Source organism: Actinoplanes cyaneus, assembly GCF_016862095.1.
Classification (GTDB): domain Bacteria; phylum Actinomycetota; class Actinomycetes; order Mycobacteriales; family Micromonosporaceae; genus Actinoplanes; species Actinoplanes cyaneus.
Window position 1 is genome coordinate 95,376 of the sequence record NZ_BOMH01000016.1, and the last position, 15,501, is coordinate 110,876.

The window sequence follows — 15,501 nt, forward strand, 5'->3', positions numbered from 1 at the left end:
GTTGATTTCCGGGTGGGGAAAAGTCGTCGCTAGGCTGGGCGGGCGATGGATACCAGAACCGGTCTGCCCGTAGTCGGCATGGTGGGTGGAGGCCAGCTGGCCCGGATGACCCACCAGGCCGCGATCTCCCTTGGCCAGTCACTGCGCGTGCTCAGTGAGAAACCCGACGACTCCGCCGCCCTGGTGGCCGCGGACGTGCCGATCGGGTCGCACACCGATCTCGCCGCGTTGCGCGAGTTCGCGAAGGGGTGCGACGCCGTCACGTTCGACCACGAGCACGTGCCGACCGAGCACATCAAGGCGCTCGAGGCCGAGGGCGTGAAGATCTTCCCGGGGTCGGGAGCGCTGGTCTTCGCGCAGGACAAGGGCATGATGCGGGAGCGTCTCGCCGAGCTCGGCGCGCCGGTGCCGCGGTGGGCGCGGGTCAGCACCGCCGACGAGATCGAGGCGTTCGCCGCCGGTTCCTGGCCGGTGGTGGCGAAGGCGACCCGCGGTGGTTACGACGGGCGCGGCGTCTGGATGGTCGGCTCGCGCGAGGCGGCGGAGGATCTGGTCTCGACCGGCATCCCGCTGATCGTCGAGGAGAAGGTGCCGCTGCGGCGCGAGCTCGCGGCGCTCGTGGCACGGTCGCCGTTCGGGCAGGTCGCGGCGTACCCGGTGGTCGAGACCGTGCAGAAGGACGGCATCTGCGTCGAGGTGATCGCCCCGGCCCCGGGCCTGGACGAGGAGCTCGCGCTGCACGCTCAGCAGCTCGCCATCGACCTGGCCACCGAGCTGGGCGTGGTCGGGCTGCTCGCGGTCGAGCTGTTCGAGACCGATGCCGGCATCGTGGTGAACGAGCTGGCGATGCGCCCGCACAACTCCGGTCACTGGACGATCGAGGGCGCGCGGACGTCGCAGTTCGAGCAGCACCTGCGCGCGGTGCTGGACTATCCGATGGGCTCCACCGCGCTGGCCGCGCCGGTCGTCGTGATGGCGAACGTGCTCGGCGGCGAGCCGGATGGCATCTCGATCGACGAGCGGCTGCACCACCTGTTCGCGGAGGTTCCCGACGCCCGGGTGCACCTTTACGGCAAGCAGGTCCGCCCGGGCCGCAAGATCGGGCACGTGACGGTGCTCGGCGACGATCTCGCAACGGTGCGCGCGCGGGCCGTGCGCGCCGCTCAGTGGCTTCAGGAAGGTAAGTGATGGCACCCGTCGTCGGCATCATCATGGGCAGCGACTCGGACTGGCCGACGATGGAGGCGGCCGCCGAAGCGCTCGCCGAGTTCGAGGTGCCGTTCGAGGTGGGCGTGGTCTCCGCGCACCGGACCGTCCGCAAGATGGTGGACTACGCCGAGTCGGCGGCCGGCCGTGGCATCCGGGCGATCATCGCGGGCGCCGGCGGTGCGGCCCACCTGCCGGGCATGGTCGCGGCACTCACCCCGCTGCCGGTGATCGGTGTCCCGGTGCCGCTCAAGCACCTCGACGGCATGGATTCGCTGCTCTCCATCGTGCAGATGCCGGCCGGCGTCCCGGTCGCCACCGTCTCGATCGGCGGCGCGCGCAACGCGGGCCTGCTCGCCGTCCGCATCCTCGGCGCCTCCGACCCGGCTCTGCGGCAGAAGATGTCGGATTTCCAGGCCGGGCTGGAGAAGCTCGTCGGCGAGAAGGACGCTGCGCTCCGCGCCAAACTCCTGGGCTGATCCCGTCGCCGCCGGCATCGCTTCGTCCGGCATCCGATTGCTTTCTCGTACGCCCGTGAGCCGGGTCCCGTGGCGCGCCACGCGAGGCCCGGCCCACTCCGGGCCGGCCCCGCGCGCCCGTCGGCCCGGATGGCCGTCATGGTGGTTCGTCCGGCCGTCAGAACCACGCCCCGGCGGTCAGTGAAGTTCCGGCGGGGTGGTCCGGTCGTTGACGATGGCCTGCGCCACCTCGGTCAACTTGCGGTTGTGCTTGCGGGCGTAGCCGCGGATCCGCGTGAACGCCTCGTCGACGCTGACCCCGCGGGCGTAGGCGACCGCGCCCTTGGCCTGCTCGATGACGATCCGGCTGTTCAGCGCCCCCTGAAGTTGATCGGTCAGCGCCTCGCCGCGACGCAGCGCACGTTCCTGCAACAGAGCGATGGCCGCCACGTCCGCGAGGGACTGCACGATCGGCACGTCGTCACCGGTGAAATCGCCGCCCTTGGTGTCGCCGAAGACGTTCAACGCTCCGATGACCTGGGCGCGCAACCGCAGGGGGAAGGCGTGCACGGACTCGAAACCGGAGGCGGTCGCGCGCGGCGCGAACCGGGGCCACCGTGCGGTCGCGGCGCTCAGGTCGACGTTCACGACCGGCTGCCCCGTGCGGTACGCCTCCAGGCACGGCCCTTCCCGCGTCTGCAACTGGAACAACTCCAGCAGCTTGACGTTCTCGTCCGACCCGGCCATGAACTCGAGGCTGCCGCGTCCGTCGGCGAGCATCAGCCCGACGGCGGCCGCGCCGACCAGGTCCGCGGTGCGGTCGGTGAGCATGTGCAGAAAATCGATCAGGTCGAACTCTTCGACAAGGGTGTCGGCGACCTCGACGAAGATCGACGCTAGCCGTTGCGCGGAAACGGTGGTCATCCCTGCCTCCTGGCTGCTGGGCGGTGCGGTGACAAGGTCATGGGCGGTCCGCCTCGAAGCGCAGGTCACCGGCGACGATATCGCGGGCGACTTCGCCGAGGCTGCGGTTGTCTGCGTAGGCGTACGCCCGGATCCGGGCCACCGCGTCGGTGATGCTGCCCCGGATCTGGATCATGACCATGCCCTGGGCCTGGAACAGCTGCGCCCGGTTCCCGATCGCGTCGGTCATGCCGTCGGGTGCCGGGCCGTCGGGCGGGGCGGCGTTGCCCTTCTGCCGGTCGAGCAGGGCCTCCACCGTGACATCGGCGAAGCAGAGAGCGTCGGCCAGGTGGTGCCCGGAAAGGCTGCCGGCCCGGTCCCGGAACACGTCGAGGACCCCGAGCCGCGCCGCGCCGATCTGCAACGGGAACGCGAAGACGGCGCGGACACCGTTGGCGTAGGCCTCCGGCGCGTACACCGGCCACCGCGTCATCGCCTCGCCGGCCAGATCGGTGATCAGCACCGGCCGGCGACGGTCGAAGGCATCGAAGCACGGGCCTTCACCGAGAACGAACTGCAGCTCCTCCATCCGCTCGCTGAGCGGGTCGGACGTGGCATACACTCCGCGGGTCCCGTCGCCGGTCAGCACACTGATCCCCGTCCCGGACGCCGACAACGCCTGCACCGCGGCCCGGCAGACCGACGACAGGTGCTCGACGAGTCCGCCGGTGGGTGCCGGCTGGGCGGCGATGAGACCTCGGATCACACCGGCCCGATCAGGCACGAGGCTCGCCGGGGGCAGGGCGGGCGGACCGCCGGCGCCACGGGGGATGATGAATGAGCGCGGCCATGACGAGATCCCGTCGTCCAGGACCGACGCAGGCGCGGGGCCCAGCCCGGGAAGAACAGGCGAGGACGAGGTCCACCGAGTCCGGTGAAAAGGCGCGGCGCCGGCAGGCCGGCTCGCGCACCGGCCGAGACCGGTACCGATGACGGAGCCATCGGACGGCCTCAGTGTACGCGTCGTGCACTCCGGATGCGCGTACGGTGATAGGACCCCGGCCTCTCGACATCCATCCGGCGAGCGCGTGCCGCGCCTGCCTCCCGATGGTGTGGACGCCGCCCAGGGAGAGGCACCGTCATGACCCAGAGCATCCGAGTCCCGGCCGCACGAGCACCCGACGATGCCGTACGGCTTCGTCTGGACCCGCATCCCGGCCGCACCACCATTCTCGACGGGGCCTGGTGGCCGCGCTCGACGGACGCGGTCGCCGAGCTTCCCCGCCTGGTCGAGGCCCTGGCCGGGCAGCGGGGCGACATCACGCACGTGCTCCTGAACAGCACCGACTGGGACCTCCCACACCCGCGACGGGCCGACGCCGGCACCCGGTCGGTGCGCCTCGGGTGGTACACGTCCCAGCCGCCCGGCCTGATCACCGTGATCAGCGGATTCGGGGCGGGCCGGTTCGACCTGCTGGTCGTCCCGCCCGGCACGAGCCAAGCCTCGGCCGACACCGTGTCGGCCGCCGCGGCGGACCCCGCCGACAAACGCCACGCGCCTGAGCTGATCGCGCAGCTGGCACACGCCGACTGATCGGGTCGCGCCATCGACGCTGACCGGCCCGCGCGGGGCTGAACCGCGGGCTGTCCGGACCGGCCGATCCACGAACCACGGCCGGCCCGGGCGATCGTCAGCGCGTCCTCAGCTCTACACCCGGAACGGATCTCGGCGGACGGCGCCGTGCTGGAAAGTGGAGATCAGAGCAAGAGTCGATTCGGCGCCCTGGTTGAGGTTGGGTCCGTGCGGGGTCAGCCCGTCGTAGCCGCCGCCGGTCGCCGGATCCCACATCGGGCGGCCGAGGTCGTTGTCGCCGAGGAACCAGGCGACGCACCGCCGCACGCCCGCCTGCCAGACCCGGTCGCCGGTGACGGCGGCGGCGGTGGCGCAGGCGTCGGCCAGCGCCGCCACCTCGATGGGTTGCTGATCATGGCGCATCCGGGGAGTTCCGCGCTGCCAGCCCGCGGCGGGCAGAACCGACAGGCGGCCGTCGGCGGTCTGGATGTCCAGCAGCCAGGTCAGCATGCGGAGCCCGGCAGCCAGGGCCGCCGAGTCGCCGAGGAGGTCGCCGGCGGCGATGACGGCTTCGGCCAGGGCCGCGTTGGCGTAGGTGAGCCGCTCCTGCGGCCACGGCCAGCACGGGTCGGAGCCGGGGCGCCCGATCGTCGTCGCGGCATCGGCGAGCAGCCCCCTGGCGAGTTCGTCGCCGGGGTCGGCGCGGAGCACTTCGGCGGCGCCGAGCGCGGCGAACGCCATGGCCCGCGGGCTGCCGGCCCGGCGGGAGGCGGCGCTGGTGAAAGCCGTCCGGGCCTCCTGCCGGATCCACGGGGCAGGGCACCGGGCCGCGGCGGTCCCGAGGCCCCAGAGGGCGCGTCCCCACCAGTCCCCGAGACCGGGCCGGTCGTCCCAGGTCCGGCTGAACGCGAGCCGGTTGCGGAAAGCGCCGCCGCTGTCCTGCGCGTGGGTGAGGAAGGTCAGATAGAGCTCGGCGAGCCGCAGCACCTCGGCCGAAGGGGCGGGCTCGCGGCTGGTGACGACGAGGCCCCGGGCGACATCGTCGGTGCAGTAGCCGTGCTCCCGGCGGACGATGGCGTGCCGGGCATGTTCGAAGAGGCCGGTGTCGTCGGTCAGCCGCGCCAGATGCGCGAAGGGCGGATCGGGCACGGAAACGCCCTGTCCCGGCGCGGTGCCGGCCGTTCGGACGGTCACGGACCGGCCACGGCGACCGGCTGATGGCCGCTGACGAGCGCCGCGGCGAGGTCGTGGTACCGCTGAGCGACGGCCGGCCAGCGCAGTGCCGGCTCGGCATGGCCGTCACGGTCGCGCAGCCGGGCGGCCAGACCGGGGGTGGTCAGGATCCGCCGGACGGCGGTCGCGAGGGCGGCCGGGTTCTTGTGGGGCACGAGCAGGCCGGGCCCGTCGGTGAGCAGCTCCACCGCATGCGGGAAGGTCGTGGCGACCACCGGGATCCGGGCCGCGACCGCCTCGACGAGCACGCCGGAGGTGACCTGCTCGGTGGAGTCGTAGGGCAGCACGACCACATCCGCCGAGCGGACCAGTGCGCCGAGCGCCGCGTCGTCGAGATACGCCGACTCGTAACGCACCTGATGCGCGACGCCGAGGGCCGCGCCGAGCTGGTGCAAACCGGCCCGGTACGCCTCGCCGTGAAGTTCGGCGACCTTGGGATGGGTCCGGCCGGCCACGGTGTAGACCGGCGCCGGGGCGAGATCCCGCAGCCGGGCCAGGGCGCGCAGAGCCCACTCGATGCCCTTGCCCGGGCCGAGCAGACCCCAGGTGAGCAGATGCGGCTCCGGGTAGCGGCGGCTCGGCGGGCCGGTGTAGCCGGAGGCGCCGTGCGGGATCACGGAGACCTTCCCGGGGTCGACCGCGTAACCGGCGATCAGTCGGTCGTGCGCGGCCCTGGTGATGGTCACGACCGCGCCGGCGGCCGCCACGATCTGCTCCAGCAACGACTTCTGGCCCGGGGTGGGACGGGCGAGCACGGTGTGCAGGACGACCAGGCTCGGCACGGTCAGCCGGCGCAGCACGGACAGCACCTCGCCGCCGTCCCGGCCGGGATAGATGCCGTACTCGTGCTGGACGACGGCGACGTCGAACATGTTCAACGCCTCGGCGCTGTCCCGCCAGCCGGCCGGCGTTCCGGCCGTCCAGGTGTGAATCACCCCCGGCCCGGGCGTCAGATCGTCACCGGGCGCCGCGACCCGCACGATGCCACCCGCGGCGTCGCCGGCCTCGCCGAGATGGGTGGCGAGCGCCGCGTTGAAGGTTGCCAGACCGCAGCGGGTCGGCGGATGTGTGCTCAAGAACCCGTATCTGATGGCCATGAACCGTGCCTTCCGTTCGTCGGCCCGCGGACGACGCGGCGGGACCTCGCGCGGTGACGGCTCCGAACGGCGACAGCGCCGTTCGTGCTCGGTTGATCTCGCGGCCGGCGCCCGGCCGGTCTCTCACGCCTGGCTGGGCTCGGCCAGCGAGGCGGGGTCGAGGTGGAGGGTGGCCAGCAGGCCGCCGTGCCGCACGGTGTCGATGCGGTCGGGCAACTCGCGATCGACGAACTCGGCCCGGGCGTGCTGCCCACGTGCGCGAAGGGCGGCGATGACAGCCGCCTTCAAGATGATCATTGTCTGCTCCCGGAGGTTCGTCCGCCGATGGTGGACCGAAGCCGCCGGCGATGGTGGACCGAAGCCGCCTGGGTCCGGAGCGACAACCATCAGACTACGCCGGGAGTGACCGGTCGGCCGAACTGCGGTTCCCGGCCGGCCCGCCGAGCTCGTCCGGCAGGGAGCAACAGGCGACCCCGGCCAGCCGTCAGACATCGGTACGGGCGGGGAAGGAGCACCTCCCCGCCCGTACCGATGCGCGTTCAGTCGCTGACGTTGATCCGGGCGCCGGCCGCGACGCCCAGCCGTTCCAGGACCTCCGTGACCTGACGGACGGCATCGTCGGCCGCCAGGTCGGAGGAGACCTCGAGGTCGAGGTTGGAACCGGACTCACCGGTGCCCGCGCCGACGACCTCGAATCCGTCGAGCTCGCTCAGCTCGTCCTCGATCTCGTCCCGGTCGACGGGCAGACCGGGCGGGAAGTACACATCCACGAAGTAAGGCATCGTCACCCCAGCAACTCGGTGAAGAAGGAGTCCATGTATCCGACGGACTTCTTCCCGCGCGCGGTCTTGCTGAAGCCCACCGCGGGATCACTGTTGGTGAGGCTAGCACCGCGCTGGAGGTAGCCCTGGATGAAGAACTCCTCCGCGCCGCGGCTGGACGCGTAGTTCCCCTGAACCGCGATCACCTCGGGGGTCAGCCCTTCGGTGAAGTGATCGTGTCCCCGGCTCAGCCGGCCCGCGAGGACCTGTGCGGGGTTTCCACGACCGGACGCCCGGCCGACATAGGTGACCTCGTCCGCCTCGTTGCGGAACGCGTAGGTGATGTAGCTGCGGTCGCCGGCGGACGGCACGGTGGGGTCGAATCCCTCACCGGGGGTGACGTCGAACTCGTCGAAGAGGTCCGAGGTCTCGCAGAGGATCTCGTCGTTGTTGTGGACGAGGACCGTTGCGCCGCCGGCGTCGACGAAGTAGGTGTGCAGGTCGTCGACGGTGAGGTCATAGGTCCGTCCACCATGGTCGTACGACCGGACCGCGGACAGCTGGACGTAGGTCCCGGCCGAGGTGCGCAGCAGTTCGTCCTTGTTCAGGTCGCCTGCGTTCACCCACTTGCCACGAGTCACCGACCAGAACGGGTGCGTGTCGGTGGTGGTGATGGTGTGCTGCCCGCCGTCCGTACCGGCCACGGTGACGTCGACGAAGTGCTTGTCGTCGTCGGTGCGGACGGTGTGGGTGACCTGCCGGGCCCCGGACTCGCCGGTTTCCGGATCGGCCGCCTGGACGGTGTCGCCCGGTTCCAGCTCCTCGATCGGTTTGCTGGACCCGTCGGCCAGCAGCACCGTGGTCCCGGCCACGAAGCTGTGCCGCCGGATCGGGCAGGAGGGCGCGTCGCCCCCGTTGTCCGCCGCCGACTTCCGGGTTTTCGCCTTGGCCTTCGCAGCGAGGGCCTTGGCCTTCGCCGCGGCTTCGGCGGCGGCCTTCTTGGCTGCCGCTTCCGCCGCCTGCTTGGCTGCCGCGGCCTTCTCCGCTGCGGCCTTGGCCGCCGCGGCGGCCGCCTTCTTGGCTGCCTCGGCCGCGTCCGCGGCGCCCCTGATGATGGCCCGGGCCCACTTCAGCTCCTGGAAGAAGGTGACCACTGCCTTGCCGGCCCGGAAGATCGCCTCGCCGATCTTCTTGGCCTTGAAGATCTTGCCCCAGGGGAGGGCGCCGACGACCATCGAGACGCAGGCGACCAGGTCGCCCTTGAGGCAGTTGAGGATGTCGTTGATCCCGAGGAACTCCATCAGGATCTGACCGCCGGCCTCCAGGATCACGTCCAGCGTGCTCTTGGACTGGACCTGGTTGGCCCGGGCCAGGTCCTCCGGGGAAGGGCCCTGGACGGCCGGCGCCGCACCGGTGGTGTCGCCGGCCTCCGGCACCATGCCGGTCGGGTCGGTGAACGCCACCGGGTTGTTCGAGGCGTACGTGTAGGCCGACGTGGCGCCCTGGCCGGTGGGCAGCGCGTCGCGGCTGCTGAACCGGCCCGTGCCCGGGTCGTAGTTGCGGGCCCGCAGGTAGTAGTTGCCGTCACCGGAGGTGGAGTCCTGGTACTGCCCGGTGAACTGCATCGGGTTCTCGATGCTCTGGCCCGGCAGGTTCTGCCCGGCCAGGGTCGGCCCCTCGCGCGGGTTGCCGAACGGGTCGTAGTCGTAGCCCTCCTCGACCGTGCCGGCCGGCGTCAGCAGGTTCGCCGTGCCGCCGAGCCAGTCATGGGTGTAGGAGTGCACGCCCGACGCCGGGTCCAGCAGGGCGAGGGGCTCGTCGTCCGGCCCGTAGGTGAAACCGCGCTTCTCCACGACCGCGCCGGCGCTGTTCTCGACCGTGTCGATGGCGATCTGCGGCAGCGTCCCCGCCACGTCCCACGACCAGCGCTGGGTCGAGGTCTCGTTCTGGAACGTCGAGGTGGAGCTGACCCGCAGCCCGACGGCGTCGTAGTTGAACGTCGTGCTCTGCCCGGAGGCGAGGGTCGCCTTGGCGAGGCTGTTGTCGAGGTTGTACTCGAGACGGTCCCCGCCGGCCTTGATCTGGTTGCCGCGGGCGTCGTACTTGTATTCCGTCTCGCGCTCGTGGCCGGGGCCCTCGACCTCCTCCTCGGTCAGCTGGTCGGCGTCGTCGTACTCGTATTCGGTGACGTCGTTGCCGGCCGCACCGGTGCGGACCTGCTCGGTCCGGTTGCCGTTCAGGTCGTACCGGTAGTCGATCCGCCCGGCCGGTTTGACGTTCTTGTCCGTGCAGGACGCGACGGCGTAGCAGGCCGAGGTGATCCGGTCCGCCTTGTCGTAGCTGTACGCCACCGACTCGGCGACCCCGCCACGGGTGGTGACCACCCGGTTCGGGTTGCCGACCGCGTCCAGGGTCAGCTCGTACTTGGAGATCGGGTCCTGCACTCCGGGAACGGCCACGCCGGTGCGCTCGGTGCCGATCGAGGTGAGCCGGCCCCCGTCGTCGTAGGCCCGCTGTTCGGTCAGCCCGGTCGGGCCGGGCAGGGTGGTGCTGGTCCGCCGGCCGGCCACGTCGTAGCCGAAGCTCCACGCGGCGCCCTGTGCACTCAGCGAGGTGATCCGGCTGGCCGCGTCATAGCCGTAGGAGACGGTGGTGCCGTCCGGGTACTGCCGGTCGGTGACGTTGCCGCGCTCGTCGTAGTCGTAGCCGAAGACCTCGTCGGCGCGGCCGGCCGTCTTGCGGGTGACCGTCCGGACCTGGTCCTCGTCGTCGTAGGCCACGTCACGCCGGCCGGTCGGGTCGCCGTACGAGGTGATCCGGTCCTTGGCGTCGTAACCCCAGCTGTAGGCGGGGCCCTCCGAGCCGAGCGCACGCTGCACCCGCCGGCCGACGATGTCGTACGTGTCGACGATGGTCCGCTTGGCGCGTTCCTTCGTGCTGAGCTCGTCGATCTCCTCGTCGTCGCCGAGGGTGATCGCCTGGATGCGGTTGCCCTCCGCGTCGTACTTCGCGTAGGTGCTCCGCTCCAGCGGATCGGTGCTGCGTATCAGGCGGCCGGCCTCGTCGTAGTACAAGGGGGACCGGTTGCCCCGCGGATCGGTCATCGCGGAGAGCGACCCGTCCTCGCCGTACTCGTAGTGGGTCGAATCCTCCTCGGGGTCGTCCGCGTCGTACTCTGCGTCCGGCGCCGTGACCGTCCGGGGCTGGTTGTCCTCGGTGTAGGTGTATCGGGTGGTGTGGTTGTTGGCGTCGGTGGCCGACACCGTCCGGTTCAGCGGGTCGTACTTGCGCGTGGTGACGTTGTCCAGCGCGTCGACGCCGCGGATCTGGTTGCCGGCCAGGTCGTACTCGAAGTGCGCGGTGAAGCGCTCCTTGTCGGCCCCCGCGACGTTGCCGCGCGGCTCGGTCACCGCGGACACGAAGCCGTCGTCGGTGTACTCGTAGGTCGTGATGCCGCCGGTCGCCGAGATCTGCTTGATCTTGTTGCCGGCCGCGTCGTACTCGGTCCGGGTCTGGCCGCCCTTCGGGTCGGTGATCCCGTTCTGGCGTCCGTTCTTGTCGTACGACATCGAGGTGCTGCGGCCGAGAGCGTCGGTGGTGGAGCGCACCTGCCCGCTGTTGGACCGGTCGAACTTGGCGGACTTGCCGAACTCGTCGACGGTCTCGACGCTGCGGTCCAGGTCGTCGACCTTGTAGTCCCGGGTCACCACCTGACCGTTCGGGTACGGCCGACGCAGCTGGATGATGTTGTCGTTGTTGTCGTAGACGTACGTCGTGGTGAAGTCCGCCTTGTTCGCCCCCGGCAGGTTGCCGCGTGGCGAGGTCGTCGACTGCACCAGACCCTTGGCGTTGTACGCCCAGCTGGTGACCAGATCGGCCTCGTGCTTCATGTCGATCGCCGAGGTGAGCCGGCGACCGGCGGGCGTGTAGGTGCTGAGCATCGTCCGGCGCGCCTCGTAGGTTGCCTTGGGCAGACCGTTGTCGAAGTACGTGTACGAGGTGCTCACACCGCCGGCGGTGGTGGTCTTCCGGAGCCGGCCGACGGCGTCGAAGTCGGCGACGTCCGGGTTCTTCTTGCCCGGCGCGTACATGGCGACGGTCCGGTCCAGGGCGTCGTAGACGGTGCGGGTGGTGTAGGTCTCCCGCTTCGCCCCGGCCACCGTGCCCCGGGGATCGGTCACCGTGAGCTGCCGGCCGACCTTGTCGTAGCCGAACTCGGTGCGGCGCCCCTCCGGCGAGATCTGCGCGTTCAGCAGACCCGCGTTCGGCTGGCCGTCGGCGATGTTCTCGGTCCGGGTGACCTTGCCGCGCTGGTCGGTGATCGTCAGCAGCAGGCCGCGGCCGTCGTAGGTGTAGGAGATCGAGTGGTTCTCGGGGTCGGTGCTCTTGACCAGCTCGTCGAACTGGTTGTAATCGTCCTTCCACGTCTGCCCCTCGGCGTCGACGTGGCTGGTCGGGTTGTTGCGCGCGTCGTAGCTGGTCTTCTCGCTGAACCGGCGCTGCGGTGCGAACTGCTCGACCAGGTTGCCGGCCGGGTCGTACGCCGACTCGTGCTGGTTCTGGTTGGCGTTGACCACCAGGCTGCGGTTGAGCGACCCGTCGTAGCGGTGATTGTTCGTGTCACCGTTGCCGCGCTGCGAGTAGAGCAGCACGTTGCCCTTGTAGCCGTCCCAGACCACCACGTTGTCCGCGTCGGTGGTCTTGGACTCCTGCTTGCCCGGGTCCCAGGCGAAGGTGGTGGCAGCGCCGAGCGCGTCCAGCTGCCGGGCGACCCGGCCGTCCGCGCCGTACTCGTTCGTCAGCACGACGATCTTGTCCGGCTGGATCACCTGGACGAGCCGGCCGGCCACGTCGTACTTGTACTGCCAGAACTCGCCCGCCGCGTCGCGGACCTTGGTGAGCAGGCCGTCGGTGTAGAAGTACTGGGTCTTGCGGCCGTCCGGCAGCGTGATCGACTCGATCAGCCCGGCGACCAGTTTCGCCACGGCCTTGCGCCCGGACGCGTCGGTGACCGTGATGCTCGTGTCGGTGTGCGCGAACCGCAGGCCCACCTGACGCGGGTTGAGGATCGAGGACAGCCGGCCCTGCGCGTCGAACGCGAACACGATGTTGTTGCGGGTGACCAGCTCCCAGCCGGTGCCGGCCCGGCGCAGCGTGGACCGCACACCCGGCGGCCGCACGTAGGCGTCGCCGTTCGCGGTGAACACCGTGTCGGAGCCGTCCTCGGCCCGCACCAGAGCGCCGCTCTCGGTGGCGGTGACCTTCATGTCGTAGACCCAGGCCCAGCCCGAGCCGAGCGCCGACGGGCCGATGTTGCCCGAGGAGTAAGCGCGGGTCGAGGAGAACGGAACACCGAACGAGGCCATGCCCTGGTCCTGCTCGGTCCGGGTGAAGGCGCCGGTGCCGGTGTTCACGCCGATGCCGCGGGTCGCCTGGCCCGCGCCGGTCATGCCGAGCGCGCCACTGCACCCGCAGCCGGCGGCCTGCCGGGCCGGAATGGCGGGCGGGTCGATCGTGGTGCGTGGCTGGGCGTTCTCGGAGTTCGCCGACGGCACCTCACCGTCCGGATAGAGCGCGGTGATCGTGACGAAGTAGCTCTTCGTCGCGTCCAGCTGCCAGCCCTCGGCCGCGCCCAGCGACTTGCAGTAGGCGCGCAGGGTGCCGCAGCCGGTGTTCTTCAGCTGGTCCTTGCCCAGCTCGACGGACTCCTGCCGGGTCTGCGACCCGGTCTCGAACAGATCCACCCGCCAGCGCTCGAAGCCCTGGTCCTTCAGGTTGAAATAGGTCACCAGCGAGGTGTCGCCGACCACGAATCCGGGCCGCAACAGCACATCGGTGAACGCCTCGCCCGGGGCCGCCTCGGCCGCACGAGCGACGGCGGCCCGGCCGACCTTGCGCGCCTCGCCGCCGGCTTCCACCGTCGGGGGCACGATCGGGGGCCGCTGATCCTCGGGCACCGCGGCATCCGGGGCCGCGTTGGCCGGGATGCCGCGTTGTTGCGGGTCAGCGCCCGCGGTGACGGTCGGGACCTCGCCGGGCTCGGCGTGGGCCGGCACGTCGGCCGGCGGTGCCAGAGTGGCTATCAGCAGGAACGCGCAGAACGTCGCCAGCCAGCGAGCGCGCGCCCATCTATCGGCATGCATGTATGGTTCACTCCCCCCGAGAGTTGACCGCGAGAGTGAAACATGCGAATACATTAATATCGTTGATCTGTTGCGATCTATCACTATCTGCAATCAAGAACGGCCGCTCGAGTTGCGCTTCGGTTCAGCCCTCGCTTGCCGTCGACCTGAGCGCCGGAGAAATCCCCCGGGGGACGCGCCGCGCCCGGGCGTGCCAGCAGCGGGCCTTCGCGGTGCACCTCCCGGCCGACGCCGTCGGCCGGGTCCTGCGAGCAGATCTCCGGATCGCGGCAGCTCTGGTCGAGACGCCGGGTTCAGCCGAGTCTTGCCGCGGCACAGTCACGGGCAGCGCCTGGACCGGCTGCTCCCGGTAGGCGGCCCGGAGGCACACCTGTCAGTGACCGCGAGATTGCCTACAGTGGCGGCACCGTCACCGTCACCGTGGTGGCGAGGTTCGCAGTCCGGCCTGCCAGGTCCGGAAACGTTCGCGCATCGCCGCAACTCGGTCGGGTTCGAGCCCGTAGTCGATGAAGTCCTGATCGTCGAAGCGGCCGATCGCGCCGAGCATCTGCGCGAAGAACTGCCTGTCGAACCCGGCGTCGGCCTCTGACGCCAGGACGCACAGCTGCTCCGGTGTATAACGGCCACGAGTTATCGCGGCGTCGATGTCGATTGTGGCCGGCACGAGGCCAGGAAGCGGCACTTCGAGCCAAGATTGGTCGCCCCGCGACTTGGTGCCGGGCAGGCGAGGCTGCCCAGCGACAGAAAAGGGCCGACCGTAGAAAGTCGACCCCGCTCTGGACTGCTGAAACGCTGACCTCAGCCCTTCAGGAGCTGCCGCGCCATGACGATCCGCTGGACCTGGTTGGTGCCCTCGTAGATCTGGGTGATCTTGGCGTCGCGCATCATGCGCTCGACCGGGTAGTCCCGGGTGTAGCCGTACCCGCCGAGGATCTGGACCGCGTCCGTGGTGATCTCCATGGCCACGTCGGAGGCGAAGCACTTGGCCGCCGCGCCGAAGTAGGTCAGGTCGGCGTCGCCGCGCTCGCTCTTGCCGGCCGCGGTGTAGGTGAGCTGCCGCGCCGCCTCGAGCTTCATGCCCATGTCGGCGAGCATGAACTGCAGGCCCTGGAACTCGGCGATCGACTTGCCGAACTGCTTGCGCTCCTTGGCGTACCCGAGGGCGAAGTCCAGCGCCCCCTGAGCGATGCCGATGGCCTGGGCGGCGATCGTGACCCGGGTGTGGTCCAGGGTCTTCATCGCCGTGGCGAAGCCGGTGCCCTCGGCGCCGATAATGCGGTCGGCCGGGATGCGCACGTTGTCGAAGTAGACCTCGCGGGTCGGCGACCCCTTGATGCCCAGCTTCTTCTCCGGCGCGCCGAAGCTGACGCCCTGGTCGGACTTCTCGACGACGAACGCCGAGATGCCGCGCGAGCGGGCGCTGGGGTCGGTGACGGCGAAGACCGTGTAGAACTCGGAGACGCCGGCGTTGGTGATCCACCGCTTGACGCCGTTGAGCACCCAGGAGTCCCCGTCGCGTACCGCCCGGGTGGTCATCGACGCGGCGTCCGAGCCGGCCTCGGGCTCGGACAGGCAGTAGGAGAACATGCCCTCGCCGGCGGCGACCTTCGTCAGGTACTTCTGCTTGAGCTCCTCCGACGCGGACAGGATCAGCGGCAGCGAGCCGAGCTTGTTCACCGCCGGGATCAGCGACGACGCGGCGCAGGCCCGGGCCACTTCCTCGATCACGATCGCGGTGGCGAGCGCGTCGGCGCCGGCGCCCCCGTACTCCACCGGGATGTGCGGGGCGTGGAAGTCGGAGGAGCGCAACGCCTCGTACGACGCCTTCGGGAACTCCCCGGTCTCGTCGGCCTCGGCCGCGTTCGGAGCCACCCGGGCGTCACAGACCTCGCGCACGGCGGCGCGGATGGTCTCGTGATCCTCCGGCAACCGGTAGACGTCGAAATCAGACATGTCCCTCGCCCTTCTTCTTCAACGAACCCGCGCGCTTCAACGAAGCCGCGCTTGGACGAACCCGCGCGCTTCAACGAACCCGCCCGCAATGTTACTGGCGCGTAGCGTACGCCGGGCAATGGAGCAGGACTGTGCCGAATATCGCCGCCGTCCACGGGCAAGCGAGGTCAATGC

At 70.5% G+C, this 15,501-nt stretch carries 12 protein-coding genes; 3 read left to right on the plus strand and 9 right to left on the minus strand.

What is annotated here, in order from left to right; all coding sequences use genetic code 11:
• Positions 1-45 precede the first annotated feature (45 nt).
• Positions 46-1,188 (plus strand): 5-(carboxyamino)imidazole ribonucleotide synthase, encoded by a 1,143-nt coding sequence (locus Acy02nite_RS10345; RefSeq protein ID WP_203739727.1) that lies wholly within the window; start codon positions 46-48, stop codon positions 1,186-1,188.
• A complete protein-coding gene (purE, locus tag Acy02nite_RS10350) occupies positions 1,188-1,685 on the plus strand; it encodes a 5-(carboxyamino)imidazole ribonucleotide mutase (RefSeq protein ID WP_203739728.1) in 498 nt (165 codons plus the stop codon). Before Acy02nite_RS10345 ends, purE begins: the two co-directional genes overlap by 1 nt.
• 177 nt (positions 1,686-1,862) lie before the next feature.
• On the opposite strand, the gene Acy02nite_RS10355 is transcribed toward purE, so the two are convergent.
• Positions 1,863-2,588 carry a GAF and ANTAR domain-containing protein gene (locus Acy02nite_RS10355; protein ID WP_203739729.1) on the minus strand — a complete coding sequence of 242 codons (726 nt, stop codon included), beginning with the start codon at positions 2,586-2,588 and terminating at the stop codon, positions 1,863-1,865.
• A 37-nt stretch (positions 2,589-2,625) separates the two neighbouring features.
• Positions 2,626-3,333 (minus strand): GAF and ANTAR domain-containing protein, encoded by a 708-nt coding sequence (locus Acy02nite_RS46420; RefSeq protein ID WP_239174537.1) that lies wholly within the window; start codon positions 3,331-3,333, stop codon positions 2,626-2,628.
• A gap of 375 nt (positions 3,334-3,708) precedes the next feature.
• On the opposite strand from Acy02nite_RS46420, the gene Acy02nite_RS10365 reads away from it, so the two are divergent.
• On the plus strand, positions 3,709-4,161 hold the full coding sequence (locus Acy02nite_RS10365; RefSeq protein ID WP_203739731.1) for a DUF5994 family protein: 453 nt from the start codon (positions 3,709-3,711) through the stop codon (positions 4,159-4,161).
• A 114-nt stretch (positions 4,162-4,275) separates the two neighbouring features.
• Here the strand turns inward: Acy02nite_RS10365 and Acy02nite_RS10370 are convergent, their stop codons facing one another.
• From Acy02nite_RS10370 to Acy02nite_RS10400, 7 genes are all read right to left on the minus strand, one after another.
• Entirely contained in the window at positions 4,276-5,289 is a 1,014-nt protein-coding gene (locus Acy02nite_RS10370; RefSeq protein ID WP_239174539.1) for a glycosyltransferase, read from the minus strand.
• A 41-nt stretch (positions 5,290-5,330) separates the two neighbouring features.
• Entirely contained in the window at positions 5,331-6,470 is a 1,140-nt protein-coding gene (locus Acy02nite_RS10375) for a glycosyltransferase (RefSeq protein ID WP_203739733.1), read from the minus strand.
• A gap of 123 nt (positions 6,471-6,593) precedes the next feature.
• Positions 6,594-6,767, minus strand: coding sequence for a hypothetical protein (locus Acy02nite_RS10380; protein WP_203739734.1), 174 nt, complete (start codon positions 6,765-6,767; stop codon positions 6,594-6,596).
• Positions 6,768-7,009: 242 nt separating this feature from the next.
• Complete coding sequence (locus Acy02nite_RS10385) at positions 7,010-7,252, minus strand: hypothetical protein (RefSeq protein ID WP_203739735.1); 243 nt, start codon at positions 7,250-7,252, stop codon at positions 7,010-7,012.
• Between the two features lie 2 nt (positions 7,253-7,254).
• Positions 7,255-13,374: a polymorphic toxin-type HINT domain-containing protein gene (locus Acy02nite_RS10390; RefSeq protein ID WP_203739736.1), complete on the minus strand. Its 6,120-nt coding sequence runs from the start codon at positions 13,372-13,374 to the stop codon at positions 7,255-7,257.
• A gap of 415 nt (positions 13,375-13,789) precedes the next feature.
• Entirely contained in the window at positions 13,790-14,038 is a 249-nt protein-coding gene (locus tag Acy02nite_RS10395) for a hypothetical protein (protein WP_203739737.1), read from the minus strand.
• Positions 14,039-14,172: 134 nt separating this feature from the next.
• A complete protein-coding gene (locus Acy02nite_RS10400) occupies positions 14,173-15,327 on the minus strand; it encodes an acyl-CoA dehydrogenase family protein (protein ID WP_203739738.1) in 1,155 nt (384 codons plus the stop codon).
• Positions 15,328-15,501 lie beyond the last annotated feature (174 nt).